Below are 16,982 nucleotides of genomic sequence, written 5' to 3' on the forward strand. Positions count from 1 at the left end.
CAGCCGCGATGCAGAGGCTTCGGACGGGTCACCGGTTATTAAGATCAAAGCAGCATGTGTGCCAGTCGCGGTTATGCTTATAACTGATTGATAGTTATAATATTTATTGATATTAATATTTTGTAACTGACCGCGTGAACTACGGGTTTTCGCTGCAAGTGTTGATTCACTGTTGCCGGGGCAACACTTCACTTGTTGCTTCTGTAGAGACTAACGTGTTGGCGAAGCGCCTCAAGCGGCTTATTAGACGGGCCGCCTCGTAAGCAAGTTGGTTCCCACAGAGGGGTGATGGATGGCCATAGTTTCCCAAACCTCAGACAAAAAAATCCCCGCGTTTTGCAACGCGGGGATTTTTGTTGGGCGGTGAGGTTCAGTTCTTGAACGCTGCACCCGTAGCAACGACGCTGGCCGATGGCAGCAGGTTGCTGATGTAACGGTTCCAACGGGTGATGTTGGCGGGGCCGACAAACACCACGTCTTGGGCTTCGAGCGTGAACTGTCGCGCCAGGACGAAGGCGGTCGGTTTTTCCGCATTCAGGTGGTAGACCGTAGCCGTCTGGCCGTTAACGTCGCCTGAGCGGATGACGTACACCGCATTACCGTCGGCTGAATCTGGGCTCAGGCCACCGGAATTTCCCAGCGCTTCCATCAGAGTCAACGACGTCGTACCAAATGAAATTACTTGCGGACGTACCACTTCGCCCAGCACGTACACCTTGTTCGGCGAGTTGCTGTTCAAGTGGAGGTAATCACCGTCCTTAAGGAATATCTTGCTGAGCTGCGAGTCTTTGCGGTTCAGCGCATCGACGTCGAGCACGTATTCCTTGCCGTCACGCTTGAGGGTCAATCCTGCGAGGTTGGCGTCGGTCAGGTCCAGTCCGGCTGTACTGATGGCTTGCACCAGGCTCAGCGGAATGTTGGTGATCGGCTGCGAGCCCGGGCTTTTGAACGCGCCCGACAGCAAGATACGTTGGCTGTTGTAACGCAACACTTTGACGTCGACTTTGACCTCAGTGTATTGCGGTGCGAGGCCCATTCGCAGTTGTTCGCGGACTTGGGCTACGGTTCTGTGGGCGGCCTGGATTTTTCCTACATACGGAAAGAATACAGTTCCATCGCTCAGCACTTCCCGGCTGTTGGCATCCAGTTGATCCTGGGAGCCAGGGGCCGTTAACTCAGGGTGTTCAAACACAGTAACCAATAACGTGTCGCCGGGACCGATGAGGTACTCGGGGGTCTTATAACTCAGCAGTTCCGCGGGTAATGGCTTGGGTTTTCGCCAGTTATTGGTTTGCAGCACGCTGGCAGTCGTAATGGCAACGAGTGTTACTTTGGGCGCGCCAGGCGTGTTGTCTTCTACTTCATCTGGAGTCATATGCTGCCCGGGAGCAAAGGCACAGCCCTGTAGGATCAGGCTGGAAAGCAGCACAACGGCTAGAGTTCGCTTCATAGAGTTCTTCCTTTCAAAAGTGCGTGACGCACCGCAGTGATTTCATTGCATCCCTTTCCAACACCGTTACAACTTCATCGCCCACACAGCGGCGCGCCTCCTGATCGAGCCGAGTGCGTGGAGAGATGAGTTAGTTAAAAAGCGTTCTTGTTAAGAAAGCCTTTGAACAGAGTCAGCAGGATGATTTTCATGTCCAGCCAAACTGACCAATGCTCGATGTATTCCAAGTCGAATTCGACGCGTTTTTGCATCTTGTCCAGCGTGTCGGTTTCTCCACGCCAGCCATTGATCTGCGCCCATCCAGTGATCCCTGGTTTTACTTTGTGCCGCAGCATGTAGCCGCTGACTTGCGTACGGTATTGCTCGTTGTGCGCCACCGCATGAGGGCGTGGTCCGACGATCGACATGTCGCCGCGCAGTACGTTGAAAAACTGCGGCAACTCGTCTAGCGAGGTGCGCCGCAGAAAGGCCCCTAGCGGGGTAATTCGTGCATCGTTGCGGGTGGCTTGGCGAATGACATCGCCGTTTTCCTGCACGGTCATGCTGCGAAATTTGTAGACCATGATCGCTCGACCATCGAGCCCGTAGCGGCGCTGCTGAAACAGCACTGGGCCATGGGAGGTGCATTTGATCGCAATGGATATCAGCAGCAACGGCAACGCGATCATCACTAGAATCAGACTGGATAACACCACATCTTCGAAACGTTTAACCACACTCCAGGCGCCGTCCATGGGTGAGTCGAAAATGCTGATGCTCGTCAGGCCGTTAATGCTTTCACTGCGCGCATGCAGCAGCTCGAACATGAACATATCGGGGATCAAGTACACCGAGGCGGTGGTATCACTCAAGCGTTTGACCAGCTCGCGCAAACCCTCTCCCTCAAAGGCGGAGGTGACGTAGATCTTGTCGATGTGGCCGTTACGGGCTTCGTCGATCAACTGCTCAAGATTGCCTCGAACGGGGACGCGTCGGCCAATGGCCACAAGGTCCATTTGCTGAGGGTGTTCGTCATAGAAGCCAAGCAGATTCAGACCCATCCAGGGGGCGGCGATGATCGACATGGCCAAGCGCTCGCCACATTGGCCGGTGCCGACGATCGCCACACGTCGAGTGTTAAAGCCCCGGCGCCGCAAACCTTGCAGCACACTGCGAATCAACAAGCGATAACCACACAGCAGCACCAGCACTAAGGCATACCAGGCCATTTGGCTATTATCGGGCGGGCGGGCGTGGTGCAACATCAGGTAGTCCACGCACAGTAAGATCACAAATGTCACGGCCCAATAATTGAAGACCTTGATCAGTTCGCGAAGGATGCGTTCGCCGCGCCAAGACCCGTACAGTTGGTGATAGTCGCTAAGCCAGTGGAATACCAGCACCGACAGCATGATCAGCAACCAGAGTTCGGCATCCGTTGGCTTGCCTTCAAGTCGGTTGACCCAATAACCGCACAGCACGATGACGGTTAGATCTAGCAAACGATGGGCCACGGACAGCAGCGACTGATGCGCGTGGAGAATGCCGCGAAAAGGAGTGCTCATGGCCAGTTCTCGTTCAAACAGATTTGATTGGAACGACCCGCGCACTGTGCTCGGAAAGGATCACCATCGGGGCAGGTACCGGGGCACTAACAGGGGCGCTCAGAGGGCGCCGGTGTGCGGTGCGAGCGACCTCCAGTCGTGAGTCGACGAAGGTTTTGATTTCTTGCTCGAAACGTTCTGCGGAAAAACGTTCGGCGTTAAGACGGCAGGCCAAGGCACTGATGCGTGGCTTGGCGTTCTCAAACTCGGCAACCGCCGCCTTCAGCGCTTCGGCGGTCTGTTCGTAGTAAAAGACCCCCGTTGGTACGGGTTGGTCCAAGCCATGGATGGTTTCCAATACGCCACCCTTGGCAAAGGCAATCACCGGTGTACCGCACGCCTGGGCTTCCACGGGGCTGATGCCGAAATCTTCCTCGGCGGCGAACACAAACGCTTTGGCGTTGCGCATGTGTTCAAGCAGCGAGGCGAAGGATTGATAACCGAGTAAGGTGACGTTTGGCGCCTGAATAGCCTGGCATTTTTCCATTTCAGGACCTTCGCCGATAACGATCAGGTGTTTGTCCGGCATGGCCGCAAAGGCTTCGATGATCATTGGGATGCGCTTGTAGGGCACCATCCGCGAGGCCGTCAGGTAAAACTCTTGCTTGGTTTCTTGCAGGGTGAAGCCTTCGGTGTCGACCGGCGGATAAATGACCCTGGATTCGCGGCGATAGGCTTTGGCGATCCGTCCGCCAATGAAGTGCGAATTGGCGATGAAGTCATCCACGCCCGCCGCAGTACGCTGATCCCACATACGAATGTAATGCAGGATCATTCGCGCGACCCGGCTCTTGAAGCCGCGATGCAAGCCCGCTTCCTGCAAATATTGGTGTTGCAAATCCCAAGCGTAGCGAATCGGGGAATGCACATAGCTGATGTGCACCTGATCCGGCCCGCTAAGCACCCCTTTGGCCACGGCGTGGCTGCTGGAAATGATCAGGTCATACCCGGACAGGTCCAGCTGCTCGATAGCAAGGGGCATCAGCGGCAAATATTTTTGATAGCGGGTTTTGGCTTTCGGCAGATTCTGGATAAACGTGGTCTTGGCTTTCTTGCCACCCAAATGGGCACGGTCCTGGTCGCTGAGAAAGTCGATCACCGAAAACAGATCGGCTTCAGGCCAGACCTTTATCAAGGCGGCGAGCACGCGCTCAGCGCCAGCGTAAGTCACGAGCCAGTCATGGACGATAGCAATTTTCATGGCGTTCCTTTCTATAAGTACATGCCGTCGATCGGAGGCGGGCGTGGCGCGTCCTGGCATGACGGTTGTTAGGCAGTTACCGGGAAGGGTGGCCGGGCTCAGGGTTTACCCGAGGACGACTCAGCCGGGAATTTCTCGCCGACCACGTCCTGAGCGGCAAGCGGCTTGGTCTTTGCCTGCCGGGCCTCGTCTATCAGCGTGTCGATGCGCTGGGACACCCGCTGTGCAGACTCCTCCCAAGAAAACCGGCCCACGTTATTCAAACCGCGACGGCGCAACGACTGGCGTAACGGTAAGTCGGTCAATATCCGTTCCATTGCAGCGGCAATATGCTCGACGTCCAGGGGGTCGAAATACAGCGCACTGGCTTGCAACACCTCGGGAATCGAGGCTGCGTTGGCGGCGATTACGGGGCAACCACAGGCTTGCGCTTCCAAGGGTGGAATACCAAACCCTTCATACAGCGAGGGAAATATGAAGGCTGTCGCACCTTGATACTGGGCGATCAGCTCGGCATCGCTGAGCCGGCCCAAAAAGCGGATGCGCGGATCGCTGCAAGCCAACCGCTGAAGGCTGGGATCAGAAAATATCTCGCTGGCAGCGCCGACAATGTGCAGCTGCAACGCACCGTGATCACGCAAAGTTAGAAACGCTTCGATCATGCGTTTGAAGTTCTTGTGTGCGCTGGGTGAAGACACGGCCAACAGATAGTCGTGTTTGTTGCCAAGCGGTGGCCCCGGTTGAAACGCGTCGCTGACAGCATTGGGTACAACGAAAATCTTGTTTTCGGGGTAGTTATAAAACTGCGATATCTCGCCTTTTGAAAAACTGCTGACAGTCAACAATGCCTTGATGCGAGACAGCAGAATCGGGGTCATGACCCGATACAACGTGCGGAACGTCCGGGTGTAGCTTTCGGGATGACGCACGTACGTGATGTCGTGATGGGTGGCGATCTGGTTGCTATAGAACAACGGTGCGGTGCTGCACAACGAGACCAACAAGGGATTGCCCTGGCGCCGAAGGTAGAGTGGCAGATCCAGTTGTTCCCACAGGTGGCCACTGTTGCGACCGATACACTGGACGTCCAGCGCCCTGGCACTCTCGTGCATCTTGATGCCGTGCGGGGCGACGAACACCAGGTCATTGCGGATCTGCTTGAGCGCTAGACACGTCTGCTCAGCGAATCGTTGTACCCCGCGCAATTCCTGGGTAAGAAAGCGAGCATTGATCACAATCATCGGAGGCGACCTGAGGAAAATTAAAGCGGTTATCCAAGGGCTTCGCACGCCTTGGTCGCAGGGTTAAAACCCGTTATTGAGCAAAAAGCGGCGGACGTGTCCCCAAGCTGATTATTTTTGGAAATTCATTGATCGGGATCTCGGCCGAGCACCGGCTGTCGTCACATTTCCAAGGGCTTCCACTGTCGACGCGGCCTTTTTCCGGCTCGGCAGTGTCAATCAGCTGCACATTGCCGTGCTGAAGACTGCTGGCCTCAACGTGTGCCATTTGACCTCCTGAGATGCTCCACGCGACCAGTATTTGCTCTGAGCCTTTGGAGAAGCGCAGCAGGTAATGGGTGTCGGTTTCTCGGCTTTTTTCGGCTTCGTAATGGAACTCGCGCACGGTCGGGCTGATGGCTTTAAGTGTCTGGTAGGCCGGTTTCGGTCGCAGGTTCTGCTCCAGCAGGCCGAAGTTTTGCTTTATTTCGTTGCGGTCGGTGCCTTCGTTGATGAGGTCGTACCACCACATGCCTTTGATGTCGGGCAGCGTGCGCCCAAGGAAGAAGCTTCGCGCCAGATAAGCCGCCTGGGTGCGTTCATCAACGCCGCATTTACCGTTGTTACTGGGCCAACCCATTTCGGTGAGGTACAACGGCACCGGTTTATTGGCGATGGACTTGAGGTTCGCATCGACATCGCGCAGCCACGCGATCCAGTGTTCAGGGGTATGACGTTCAGCGTTGCGGCAATACACCGAGGGGTGCAGCGATAAGCCGTCTACTTTTGACAGCACGTCGGCTTCGATCAGGCGGTCAGCAAATCCCATGTCAATGCCCTTGCTGGTTACGGCACCGGCTAGGATCTTCACCTGCTTATTTTGGGAGCGGATGCGTTGCGCGGTTTCGGTCACCAAGACCGCGTAGTCGGTGGACAACGCTGCATCACCCGATTTTTCGCCGTCCCATTCGTTCCATATCTCGTAATACCCGGCGCTATTGCCCAGCCTGTGGCTCACAAACTTTGCGTAATTGGTGAAAGCGCGTCTGATTTGCGGATCGCGAGGTTTCGAGTTGTCGTCATAAGAGGGGTTGCCGTAACCCAGCACCAACAGCGGACTGATACGGCGGGCTTTGGTTTCACTCAAATAGTTCAGCCAGACCGAATCAATATGTAACTGGCCCCGCCTGGGCTCGACGGTGGACCACAAAGCATCGTCACGCACTGAGGTAATTCCAGCATCAGCGATCAGTTGCATGACCTGGGTCAGTGAGCCCTTTTTATTCAATAGCTGAGTGCTGACACCGATGATGAACGGCTCGTCGGCCATGGCCGAGAAGCTTAAAAACACGCCCATCAAAAAAAATATCAGGCGCGGGCGGGACCTGGTCCGGTTCAGAGTGAACATTATTCGTCTCATAAAGAGGCCGCAGGCCAGAGCTTTGCTCGTGGTCGTGGGCCGAGCAAGGACGCGCAATAAGTGCGGAATCAGTTGAAACGGTTACGCCGCGGTGCGCCCATCAACCTTGCTCATACCGGATGCGACACGGGATGATCCCTGCGTCGCAAGATTTTCCCCTGGAGTGTCTCGGTGAAAATGCGTTGGTAGTGGTCGAGCATCAACTCCTCGTCGAGCAGCGAAGCGACACTGCTGCGTGCTTGGGTGCTCAGACGGGTCAGTAATTCGGGTTGCTCGTGCAAACTCAACATCGCGTGGCCCAGCGAGTCTGGGTCATCGGGACTGCAGAGCAAACCGTTGACCTGGTCCTGAATGATTTCGGGTAAGCCGCCCATTCGTCCGGCGATCACCGGCAGTGAGTGGGCGCAGGCCTCGACGGCAACCATGCCGAAGGGCTCGCTCCAGATCGACGGCACGACCGCTACATCCACCTGGCTGTAAAACGTTTCCGGTTTCTGATAACCGACAAAACTGATGTTCGGTGATGTCACCAACCCCTTGAGCAGCGTTTCGTCATTGAGCTGGCCGCGGCCGGCAATCTGTAGGGTGGCGTCGAACGGAAGTTTTTGAAATTGCTCAATCAACCAACGAACACCCTTGGCTTCAGACAGCGTGCCCATGTAGCCAAATCGCAGTGGTTTCAGGGCGTCCACATCATGCGCGGCCACTTCCGGGGGCGGCGGGAATGGACTGCTGTTATGCACGACGTGGGCCTGCGCACCTTTGAAGTAGCCTTGACCCTGGAGGGTTTCGAGCATGAAGCGGCTAACCCCAATTACGCTGTCGACCTGCGCGGAGCGTGTGTCATAGCCTTTGCGGAACTGTTTGCAGCTGGCGCATAGCTGCTGACAACATTTGCCATTCTTGAACATCGTGCTGCTAGGGCAGAGCAAGTACATATCGTGCAGCACTTGGACAATCGGAATGCCCGCCGCTGTGATTTCATCCCAGGCGGATACAGACCAACCGCTGAGGTTATGGCAGACGACAATGTCTGGGCGTTCTACGCGGATCACTTCGCGCACGTATTCGCGCATGGCGCCGTTATAGCGGTCGCGGATATGCCAACCGATTCGGCTCAGGCGTCCGGGACGCTGGGCGGTGTAATGCCAATAGAAGTTGCGCAGCCCGGCGCGGTAGACCTTGACTCGGTTCAGGCAATCGCTAGTCAGTCCAGTTTCGGGCCCCGTGGCCAGCACCACCACGTTACAACCGCGCTTGGTCAAACCTTCGGCCGTACGCTGCAGAATGATCTCGGCACCGCCGCCGATGTGAGGGGGGTAGAGGCTGTTGATGAACAGTATTTTCATAATGGGTAGGACTGGTGAAGACCCAAAACGCCCGACTCTCCGTCATGGATCGCTTTTTCGATTAGGTTCAGCCGCTGCTCCGCACCCCGGCGTTTGGCGATCAGGCGCAATAAGCGGAAAAATACCCAGCGATTGAGGCTGTAAATCCAAGACGAGGACGCCCAAATGTTCTTGTCGAACCAGGCTTGGTTACGGGCGCCGTAATAGGCGCGCAAGTCGGAGCCGCCGAGCAAGAAACTTTCATAAATGTTGTTGGTTTTGGCTTTGATGTTCCACGACTCTTCCAAGTCATCGAGCAAGGCATCAGGCACCAGGAAAATACGCCCGCCCCCGGCAGTAATGCGCCAGGTGTATTCGCTGTCATCGGCGTACAACAGCAGCGCATCCAACGGCAGGCCAATGCGTTGATACAAGCTGCGGTGGGCGAGAAGACCGCCATAGGTTGCAAAGGGTAATTGAACCATCGGCTGCTGATTGCGTTTCGCCTTGGGGTGGCCCCACGGCAAGCGACGCCAAATTTTGTACGGCAGTTGAGCAATGTGGAAACCGAAGAAACTTGAGCGGCGCTGGATGGCGAAGCGCTTGGGTACACCGGCCGCAATATCGGCCTGATGAGTAGGGCGGAAACCCAGCACAGCGGCTTTATCCCGACCATCAATCCGCTCGCGCTTGTACAGGCAATGGTGCAGCGTGGCGATTGCATTGACGGTGGGCGCGTTGTCATCGTCCATCAGCCAGATGTATTCGGCACCTGCATCTATCGCGGCTTGAATACCTACGGAATAGCCTTTGGCCGAGCCGGTATTTTGTTGCAGATAAATCACTTCAACCTGCCCAGGCCAAGCACGTGTCAAAGACTCCAGCGGTGCAACCGACGCATTGCTGACGATGATCACCCGTTCGATTTGTGAACTTGCCAACGAACGGCTGACCAGGGTTTGCAGGTAGGGCAGTCGGTCACCGTACGTCAGCGTCACCAGCGTAGTTTTATGAGTCATCGTGCACTTCCAGGCAATTTAGAAAGGTAGAGATGTCGCGCCGTACCCCACTCACAAGAGCCTATAGGAGCCATTTGTTGGCGAACAATCCCCCGTGCAATGTCAGGCAGGTTGCTTCGCGAACAGGTTCGCTCCCACAGGGTCGTGAGCTCAGGCTCTGGCTTCCATCCGCGCGAGGCTGCTGATTGGCAGCGTGACCTTTTGTTCGCGTTGCAGCAGGTTGAGCAAGATAACGGCGCGTTCTTCGCCATCGGCGGCGAGGAAAATAGCTTCGAGGTCGCAAAAACTGCCGGTCTTGATCAGAACGTGTTCGCCCTGCTGAAATTCAACCCTGGGTTCGGGCGACAGCAGCCGCTGGCGAATTTGCTGGATCAAGTCGTCGTGAACGGGTACTGGGTGTGAGCCGAAGGTGACGATGCGCGCTACGCCTCGGGTTGAACGGATCGGATACCAGTTGTCATTGACCTGATCCATGCGAATGAACAGGTAGCCCGGAAACAACTCCTCTTCGCTGGCGGCACGAGGGGTGCGTTTTTTCGGCGCACCCGCTTTCAGTGGCCGATAGCACTCAAACTGCTGACGCTGCAGGTGTTCTTGCGCGCGGGCTTCCTGACGGGGTTTGGTTTGTATCAAGTACCAGCGCGCAGGATTTTCCATGTGAGTCATAAGTACGCTCCATTGCAATCCGAGTGTGACTGGGTGAACACGATCAGCCCGTAGCTGTCATCCGTTCAGCGGGCTCCCGCTGTGCGCCGCCAAAGACCGAGTAGCAACTCAATAGCTCTTGCACATGCTCGACACAATTGAACATCAGCACATCAATGATCGACAGATTGCCCACAAAGGGCCCTTTGTATTGGCGGTACTCAATCGAGTCCATCTTGAAGAACTGCAGAAAAACGCCGTTTTGAGCGAAATACTCAGGGTCGTACAGCTCGATGCCGCCAATAGGATTCAGATAGCGTTCGCAGGAAAAAGTTTGCACGATTCGCAGCACTCGGTCCTGTTTGTCAGTGGGCGTGCCGATCTGTAAGTCGGAGCCGCGCAGAATGGGCGTATCGATGTGTAAATAGGTGCATATTTCCCTGATCGAATGTTCGATGTAGAGCGCCAGATTCTTCACCGGAAACTGGAGTAACCGTTCCAGTAGCGGCATAACCTGGGCGAAGTAGGGGGCCTTGGCGTAGCTTTGCGTGATCACGTTGATCAAGCGGCTCACTTCGTCGTCAAAGGTGTCACTCAGCTGTCGTTGATTGATCGGCATGTCAAACCGGTCACGTTTGAGTGGAAACGTAATCAACTTGGCCTCGCCATTATTAAGAATGCGATTGCGATTGACCCATCCTGAACGGATGTACTGCAAGTCGTCGCCCAAGACGAACACATCGGCGGCGGCTATCAGCTGAAAGTAGCCCAAATAAGGGAACAGGTACGGCTGCATCATAGCGATTGTCCGGACCATACTTATCTCCGAGTGGATAGTTGTAATGTCCGTCACTTTCGCGTCGGACTGTAGTTGTAGCCGTACGCTGCGCAGTCATACGAAGCCGTCGAAGCTTTGCGCAGTACACCGTTGAAAATAGCCCCTTTGATGACTACGCCGTTTTGGCCCAGCCGGCGTTTAGAGGCTTCGATTTCCTTGACCGAGGTCAGGCCAAAGCGGGTCACCAACAGAGTGGTGCCGGCCTGACGTCCGACCAATGTGGCGTCGGTGACCGCGAGGATCGGCGGTGTATCGACGATCACCAGGTCATACAGCGGAGCGAGGTCGGCGAGCAGTTTGTTGAAGTTGTCATGCATCAGCAGCTCAGATGGATTCGGCGCAGCAAAGCCGCAGGAGATCAGATCCAGGTGTGGCACTTCAGTGGCGTTGATCACTTCTTTGCTGGTCAGGCGCGCAGCCAGCGTGTCGGACAACCCGTGCTTTGGTTGTAAGCCGAATATTTTATGCAGGTAGCCTTTGCGCATATCGGCATCAATCAGCAATACCCGTTTACCGGTCTGGGCGATGATCACCGCCAAGTTGCTCGATACAAACGACTTGCCTGATGCCGGTGTCGGACTGGAAATCATCAGCACGTTGTTGCGCGCTTCAAGCATGGCGAAATGCAGGCTGGTACGCAGGCTGCGCAGTGACTCGACGGCGAGTTCGGTGGGCTCGGAAACGCTGAGCAGCTTCGACTCTTTGTCGGCGGTGCGGTTTTGGTTGTTCTTTTCCAAGCGCTCTTGTTGGCGCGAATAAGGCAGCGATGCGTACACCGGCATACCCAGGTTTTCGATGATTTCCGGGTTGTCGACACCGCGGTAGAACGCCTGGCGTAGAAACACCACGATCACGGCGACCAGCGCTCCGAGCAGGGTCGCGAGCACCACGATCAGCTTGCGCATGGGCTTGGCAGGCTCTTCAACGTTGGCATCAGCGTTATCGATGATGCGCACGTTACCGATGCTGCCGGCGCGAAGGATGTCTTGTTCCTGGCTCTTGTTCAGCAACAGGGTGTAGGTCTGCGTAGTGACTTGCATGTCACGCGTCAGGCGCAGCAATTCCTGCTGCGTAACCGGCAAGGCCTGAATTTTTTTCAGCAAGGTTTGCTTCTGTGTTTCAAGCTGACCCATCTGTGTCATTAGCGCCCGATAGGTCGGGTGTTCCGGGGTGTACAGCCGTTCAATCTCGACACGCTTTAGTTTCAATTCGGACAACATGGAATCTAGATTGACTACTTGATCAAGCACTGACTTGGTTTCGATGCTCAGGTCCACCGATTTGGCGCTGGCCTGAAATGCGTTCAAGGCTTGTTCCGACTGCTCTAACTGTTTGCGGACCAGCGGCAATTGCGAGCGCAAAAACTCCAGACGCTGAGCAGCTTCCGCCGAGCTGCGTTCGACGTTTTGCCGAACATACAGGTGGCTGACTTCATCAAGAATGGTCTTGGCCTGAATCGGGTCCGGGTCTTGGATCGACAGGTAGATAATGCCAGAGTCTTTACCGGCCTCGGTGATGTTCAAACGTGATTGGTAATCCAGCGCGCTGATCAGCGTGCGTTCCTTGATCAGGGTGAATTCTGTGCCTGGGCGTGCCTTGAGCGTGGCCACCTGTATTTTTACGCCATTGCCTTCGACGGTCTGATTGGTTTGACCGTTAAGCAACACCCCGCCGTCTTTATCAAATAACGAGAACGCATCGGCGCCATTGGCCACCAAGGTTAACTTCTGACCAAGCAAGGCGTCTGGGACGTCGAGTTGAAAGACGTTAATTTGTTCGCCGCCCCAGGCGTAGTTGCGCAGACCGAGTACCGGGTCTGCCACTGCGCCAGGCGTGTCCGGTTTGAACGTACGGGCCATGTAGGCGCCGAACACCGGGAAATAGTTAGGCCGTTGAATGATGTTGAGCTTGAGGTCCTCGACCACTTTGCCCAGCACCGCACGTGATTTGATCAGTTCGATTTCAGTGGTGGCCTGAGACACGGACAACGGCTTGCTGTTGACCTCGGGGGTACCTTCGATGCCAACTTTTTTCGGCTCGATCTGGATCATCGCGTTGCCCTGATAGATCGGTGTCGCCAATAAGGCATACGCCAAGCCAACCAGTAGAAATACGCTGACGATCGACGCAATCAGGCCCTTGTGGTCAAACAGGGTACGCAAGACGGTGGCCAAATCGATCTTGGTGTCTTGGTAAAGGTCCAATGCAGGGCGGTTCATGACGGTCATTTATCGGGTTACTCCGACTGTAGATAAGGAAGCCAGTCATCGACACAACGCGACAGGTGCTCGAAGGTCTGTTCAAAGGCTAGTTTCGGGCGCCGGTACGGGTCGGCTATTTCCAGTTCGTGTTGCCATTTGCCAATCAGAAACGTCTTGCCCCGCACTTCAGGGGCCAGTTTCAGGATGTTTTGCACTTGCTCGTTTTCCATCAACAGAATCAGTTCGGCGTCATGCAGCATCTGTCGATCCACCTGCCGGGCCCGATGCTTGTGCGCCGTAATGTCATGGGTTTTCAGAACTTCCCGTGCCAAGGGGTCCATTGGTGAGGCGAGCATCGCGTGAATGCCTGCTGATGAAACTTGAACATCGGTGGACATGAGGCGCTGACGAAACATCGCTTCAGCCATCGGACTGCGGCAGATGTTGCCGACGCAAATAACCAGCAAATTATTGAACATGACCTTTCTTGACCGACAGCATGAGCCGCTTGCTGAGATTGACGCTGAAGTTACGGGCCACCAACAGCAGCGCCTGTAACTTGTGCAGCGGCGAAATAGCCGAGATCGACAGGCTGAACACTTGCACCAGGAAGTACTCGTACATCGCCTGATTGCCGATACGGTTGTAGTAGTTGGCCAAACTGGAACAGGTCTGTAGGCTCATGTGCAATTTCCGTTTGTGCGAGCGCATGGAGAAGACGCCACCAGGGTGTACGCGATACATGGCCGGTTTTATTTCGCCGAGAAACTTGCCCTTGCCATGGGCGCCGAGCAGTGACCACCAACACAGGTCATTGAGCGGCGCCAGCCAGAGTTCCGGTGGTAATTCGTGCAAGACGTTACGAAAGCAGGTAGTGAGTGTCGAGACTGGCCTGGCACGTTGCAATTCGACGGCACTAGCATCGGCGCGCAGATTGCCCAACAACTGAATACCGCGCTCGTCTTCGTCGTCGAACGACATAGCGTCGTGATACGTCAGCACGTAATCGGGATGGTTCTCAAGGAAGTCCACCTGAATCTGCAGCTTGCGGGTGTCAGTCCAGTAATCATCGCCTTCGCAGAAAGCGATGTACTTTCCTCGTGCTTCTTTGAACAGCGCAGGCGTGCACAGATTGCCTTGAGAGTATTGGTTCACCTGGTGATAAAACGGCCGGATGATCGTCGGATACCGAGCGACATACTGTTCGACGATTTGCGTGGTGCCATCTGTCGACGCGTCATCGTTGACCAGGATTTCGATCGGGAAATTGGTCTTCTGTGCGAGGAAACTCTCCAGCGTTTGAGCAATAAATCCGGCTTGGTTGTAAGTGGGACAAACAATGCTCAGCAGCGGCACAACGGGCGGCTGGTCAGAAGGCGTTTTCGGCAGTTTAGAGGCTTCGTTGTGCACAGTGGCATCCATGGCTTATGTACTCGGTTTGCTTAACAGGACATAAAGTTTTGCGGCTAACGGTTTGTGACTCATGGCCACCAACATCAACGTAATGAAACCGCTGACAGCGAGGCCCAAGAAGGTGGTGATACGGTCTTGACCGGCGATCATGCGGAACAGCGGTTCGCTGACGGCGATGCCAACGGCGGTCATTAGGGTGATGCGCACGATGTCGTGCACCCAAGGACCGTGAATTGCGGGGGCCAAGCGGTTGTGAACAATTGACGGCCAAATGACGAAAGACACCAGACGTAGGCCGAACCACGCCAGGGCGGCGCCATATGCACCCTGGTAATGGACCGCCAGAAACATCACTGGCACGGTGACGATTGCCGATACCACGCTGTACCAAACATGCAAGGTGAGCTTGGCGTGGGCGTACTGTAAGTAGAACTGAAACGAACTGGCGGCCATGATTGCGCTGCCCAGTGCGTACCAGAGCAATATTGAGCGGCTCCAATGAGCGGCGACCTGATCACCGGTCCAGGCAAAAATCAGCGGCTCGGCATGGAAGCCGATCACCGCGGCCAATGGAAACAGCAGGGTGCAAACGAAGCGGCTGGCGCCGAGAAACAACGCGTGCATGTCGTCCTCGCGACCTTCGGCCATCAACACCGTCAAGCGCGGCAGCAAGGTTTGCGCCAGCGGGTTGGCCAGCATCAGAATGCCGGTGGTAATCAGCGCGACCAGCGAGAAATAACCGTATTCCTTGAGCAGGAGCATTTCGGACAGCAGCACCTTGTCCATTTGTGTCAGCACGATCCACAGCACGGTGGTCAGCGACATGCTGGCGGCAAATGGAATAATCGGTTTGACCAGTGACCAGTTAAAGCCGCTGAACAGATGCGGGGCGGGCAACTGCTGGTAGGCCCGGGCGCCGAAAATTAACGCTTCAACCAGCCCCACCGCAACTTGAAATTCGAAAAAATCTCGAGGGTCCTGTGACAACATGCTCACCAGCAGCAAGCCGCCAAAATAGCGCAGGGTGGCAATAATCACGTTAGCGATGTTCAACCACGCGTGTTGTTCCAGGCCTTGGATGCCGCTTTTATAAAGCGTGGCATACAAGCGCAGCGCAATGATCACGCCCATCATGCTGATGCAACTGACAAGGGTTTCCTGATCCAGGGTCTGTGCGTTCAGCCACTGCGCTGCGACCCACGGGCTGGCCGCATAAATCACCAAGGTGCAGACCGCAGCCATGGGCAAAAACATGATTTCAAATGAGCGCAGCAAATGACCGGCACTTCGTTCTTGATTCGCCAGGCCTTGTTGGTGGGCGACTGCACGCACAAGGCTGGGCGATAAACCCGCGTCGAGCAACTGCAACCACGCTTGCATCACCGAGAAAAATCCGATCAGGCCGTAGGCTTCAGCCCCGAGATGGCCGAGGTAAAAAGGCATGATCAGAATACCCACCAACAACGCATACGCCTGTCCGGCGTAGCTCAACATGGTGTTTCTGATGACGGAGAGTTTTCTCGGCATGGCGCTTAAATAACCTGAGCGAGGACGGAGTCGTCATAGCTGACGCGGCCCCGGGTGCATTCTGTAATCAAGGTGTCGATCACCTTGTCCTGGTCTTCCTGCGCCAACCCTGGGTAGATCGGCAGGCAAAGCACGCGTTGAGCCAACGCCCGGGATGTGCTCTGGGCGGCTTGCGGTTGTAAATAATCGAGGGTGTCCAGAGACGGATAGAAGTAACGCCGAGGGTTGATGCCTTTGTCGTTGAGCGCCCCGCGCACGCGCAGTAATTGTTGTTCGCCGGTCAAACCAACAGGGAAGTAGCTATGGTTGAGTTCGCTATAGGGTTCGGGCTGCTGCAAGTCCAGGTAGTCGCCTAAGCGCGATTGGTAGCGGTGGGCAATTTCAGCGCGCTTTTCAAGAATATTTTCCAGGTCATCAAGAATGCACAGGCCCATCGCCGCCGAGAATTCATTCATCTTGGCGTTGATGCCGATGCCTTCGATGGTGTCGACGCCGGCAATTCCGAAATTGCACAGCAAGTACACTTTTCGGGCCAGTTCGTCATCGTTAGTGATGATCGCGCCGCCTTCTATGGTGTGGAACAGTTTGGTGGCGTGGAAACTCAAGGTGCTGATGTCGCCCCAGTTGAGTACTGACTTCCCCGCATGGCGGACCGCAAACGCATGAGCGCCGTCATAAACCACTTTGAGTTTGTGTTTTAGGGCGATCTGTTCAATGCGTTCGACCGCGCACGGGTTTCCGAATACGTGGGTGCCAACAATGGCCGTCGTGTCGGACACAATTCGGCTTTCAATATGTTCGGGGGAGATATTCCAAGTGCCGTCGTCGATGTCGGCGAAGATCGGTCGAATGCCTTCCCACTGCAATGAACTGCTGGTAGCGACAAAGCTAAAAGGCGTCGTGACCGCGCTGCCGGTCAAACCCAGCGCGCGATAAGCAACTTGCAGCGCCAACGTCCCGTTATTGGTCAGCAGAACGTGCTTTACGCCCAAGTAGTCCTTAAGCCGTTGTTCAAGCTCAGTCACCAGCGGCCCGTGATTGGTCAACCAGCCGCGTGCATAAATGCCGTCCACGTATGTTTTGAATTTGTTTATATCGCCCAGATAGGTCTTGGTCACATTGATCATCGAAGCCTCC

14 protein-coding genes are annotated in these 16,982 nt (G+C 55.4%); all 14 read right to left on the reverse strand.

The genetic code is table 11. The features are described from left to right. Positions 1-370: 370 nt before the first annotated feature. On the reverse strand, positions 371-1,450 hold the full coding sequence (locus tag RHM65_RS14670) for a polysaccharide biosynthesis/export family protein (RefSeq protein WP_322165245.1): 1,080 nt from the start codon (positions 1,448-1,450) through the stop codon (positions 371-373). A gap of 134 nt (positions 1,451-1,584) precedes the next feature. Next, positions 1,585-2,994, reverse strand: coding sequence for an undecaprenyl-phosphate glucose phosphotransferase (locus tag RHM65_RS14675; RefSeq protein WP_322183760.1), 1,410 nt, complete (start codon positions 2,992-2,994; stop codon positions 1,585-1,587). 13 nt (positions 2,995-3,007) lie between these two features. Beyond that, positions 3,008-4,234 carry a glycosyltransferase family 4 protein gene (locus RHM65_RS14680; protein ID WP_322165243.1) on the reverse strand — a complete coding sequence of 409 codons (1,227 nt, stop codon included), beginning with the start codon at positions 4,232-4,234 and terminating at the stop codon, positions 3,008-3,010. A gap of 98 nt (positions 4,235-4,332) precedes the next feature. After that, positions 4,333-5,475, reverse strand: coding sequence for a glycosyltransferase family 1 protein (locus RHM65_RS14685; protein ID WP_322165242.1), 1,143 nt, complete (start codon positions 5,473-5,475; stop codon positions 4,333-4,335). A gap of 73 nt (positions 5,476-5,548) precedes the next feature. Next, the gene (locus RHM65_RS14690; RefSeq protein ID WP_322165241.1) at positions 5,549-6,811 is read right to left on the reverse strand and encodes a cellulase family glycosylhydrolase; all 1,263 of its coding nucleotides are present in this window, start codon (positions 6,809-6,811) and stop codon (positions 5,549-5,551) included. A gap of 173 nt (positions 6,812-6,984) precedes the next feature. Continuing rightward, positions 6,985-8,223 carry a glycosyltransferase family 4 protein gene (locus RHM65_RS14695; RefSeq protein ID WP_322165240.1) on the reverse strand — a complete coding sequence of 413 codons (1,239 nt, stop codon included), beginning with the start codon at positions 8,221-8,223 and terminating at the stop codon, positions 6,985-6,987. Beyond that, positions 8,220-9,221: a glycosyltransferase gene (locus RHM65_RS14700; RefSeq protein WP_322165239.1), complete on the reverse strand. Its 1,002-nt coding sequence runs from the start codon at positions 9,219-9,221 to the stop codon at positions 8,220-8,222. Before RHM65_RS14700 ends, RHM65_RS14695 begins: the two co-directional genes overlap by 4 nt. 150 nt (positions 9,222-9,371) lie before the next feature. Next, positions 9,372-9,887 carry a transcription/translation regulatory transformer protein RfaH gene (rfaH, locus tag RHM65_RS14705; RefSeq protein ID WP_322165238.1) on the reverse strand — a complete coding sequence of 172 codons (516 nt, stop codon included), beginning with the start codon at positions 9,885-9,887 and terminating at the stop codon, positions 9,372-9,374. 43 nt (positions 9,888-9,930) lie between these two features. Further along, positions 9,931-10,683 carry a WbqC family protein gene (locus tag RHM65_RS14710; protein ID WP_322165237.1) on the reverse strand — a complete coding sequence of 251 codons (753 nt, stop codon included), beginning with the start codon at positions 10,681-10,683 and terminating at the stop codon, positions 9,931-9,933. Between the two features lie 32 nt (positions 10,684-10,715). After that, positions 10,716-12,932, reverse strand: coding sequence for a polysaccharide biosynthesis tyrosine autokinase (locus RHM65_RS14715; RefSeq protein WP_322165236.1), 2,217 nt, complete (start codon positions 12,930-12,932; stop codon positions 10,716-10,718). A gap of 8 nt (positions 12,933-12,940) precedes the next feature. Then, entirely contained in the window at positions 12,941-13,384 is a 444-nt protein-coding gene (locus tag RHM65_RS14720) for a low molecular weight protein-tyrosine-phosphatase (RefSeq protein WP_322165235.1), read from the reverse strand. Further along, on the reverse strand, positions 13,374-14,327 hold the full coding sequence (locus tag RHM65_RS14725) for a glycosyltransferase family 2 protein (protein WP_322165234.1): 954 nt from the start codon (positions 14,325-14,327) through the stop codon (positions 13,374-13,376). The genes RHM65_RS14720 and RHM65_RS14725 overlap by 11 nt, the downstream gene beginning before the upstream one ends. A 3-nt stretch (positions 14,328-14,330) precedes the next feature. Beyond that, positions 14,331-15,845 (reverse strand): lipopolysaccharide biosynthesis protein, encoded by a 1,515-nt coding sequence (locus RHM65_RS14730; RefSeq protein ID WP_322165233.1) that lies wholly within the window; start codon positions 15,843-15,845, stop codon positions 14,331-14,333. A 5-nt stretch (positions 15,846-15,850) separates the two neighbouring features. Further along, on the reverse strand, positions 15,851-16,972 hold the full coding sequence (locus RHM65_RS14735; protein ID WP_322165232.1) for a DegT/DnrJ/EryC1/StrS family aminotransferase: 1,122 nt from the start codon (positions 16,970-16,972) through the stop codon (positions 15,851-15,853). Positions 16,973-16,982 lie beyond the last annotated feature (10 nt).

The sequence above is a fragment of the Pseudomonas sp. CCI4.2 genome (genome assembly GCF_034350045.1).
In the GTDB taxonomy this organism is placed as follows: Bacteria; Pseudomonadota; Gammaproteobacteria; order Pseudomonadales; family Pseudomonadaceae; genus Aquipseudomonas.

What these genes read in the sequence shown, in the direction of transcription:
- RHM65_RS14695 (WP_322165240.1), bottom strand. Translation starts at nt 8,223, where the DNA reads ATGAAAATACTGTTCATCAACAGCCTCTACCCCCCTCACATCGGCGGC.
- RHM65_RS14675 (WP_322183760.1), bottom strand. Translation starts at nt 2,994, where the DNA reads ATGAGCACTCCTTTTCGCGGCATTCTCCACGCGCATCAGTCGCTGCTG.
- RHM65_RS14690 (WP_322165241.1), bottom strand. Translation starts at nt 6,811, where the DNA reads ATGGGCGTGTTTTTAAGCTTCTCGGCCATGGCCGACGAGCCGTTCATC.
- RHM65_RS14735 (WP_322165232.1), bottom strand. Translation starts at nt 16,972, where the DNA reads ATGATCAATGTGACCAAGACCTATCTGGGCGATATAAACAAATTCAAA.
- rfaH (WP_322165238.1), bottom strand. Translation starts at nt 9,887, where the DNA reads ATGACTCACATGGAAAATCCTGCGCGCTGGTACTTGATACAAACCAAA.
- RHM65_RS14710 (WP_322165237.1), bottom strand. Translation starts at nt 10,683, where the DNA reads ATGGTCCGGACAATCGCTATGATGCAGCCGTACCTGTTCCCTTATTTG.
- RHM65_RS14715 (WP_322165236.1), bottom strand. Translation starts at nt 12,932, where the DNA reads ATGACCGTCATGAACCGCCCTGCATTGGACCTTTACCAAGACACCAAG.
- RHM65_RS14670 (WP_322165245.1), bottom strand. Translation starts at nt 1,450, where the DNA reads ATGAAGCGAACTCTAGCCGTTGTGCTGCTTTCCAGCCTGATCCTACAG.
- RHM65_RS14720 (WP_322165235.1), bottom strand. Translation starts at nt 13,384, where the DNA reads ATGTTCAATAATTTGCTGGTTATTTGCGTCGGCAACATCTGCCGCAGT.
- RHM65_RS14685 (WP_322165242.1), bottom strand. Translation starts at nt 5,475, where the DNA reads ATGATTGTGATCAATGCTCGCTTTCTTACCCAGGAATTGCGCGGGGTA.
- RHM65_RS14700 (WP_322165239.1), bottom strand. Translation starts at nt 9,221, where the DNA reads ATGACTCATAAAACTACGCTGGTGACGCTGACGTACGGTGACCGACTG.
- RHM65_RS14730 (WP_322165233.1), bottom strand. Translation starts at nt 15,845, where the DNA reads ATGCCGAGAAAACTCTCCGTCATCAGAAACACCATGTTGAGCTACGCC.
- RHM65_RS14680 (WP_322165243.1), bottom strand. Translation starts at nt 4,234, where the DNA reads ATGAAAATTGCTATCGTCCATGACTGGCTCGTGACTTACGCTGGCGCT.
- RHM65_RS14725 (WP_322165234.1), bottom strand. Translation starts at nt 14,327, where the DNA reads ATGGATGCCACTGTGCACAACGAAGCCTCTAAACTGCCGAAAACGCCT.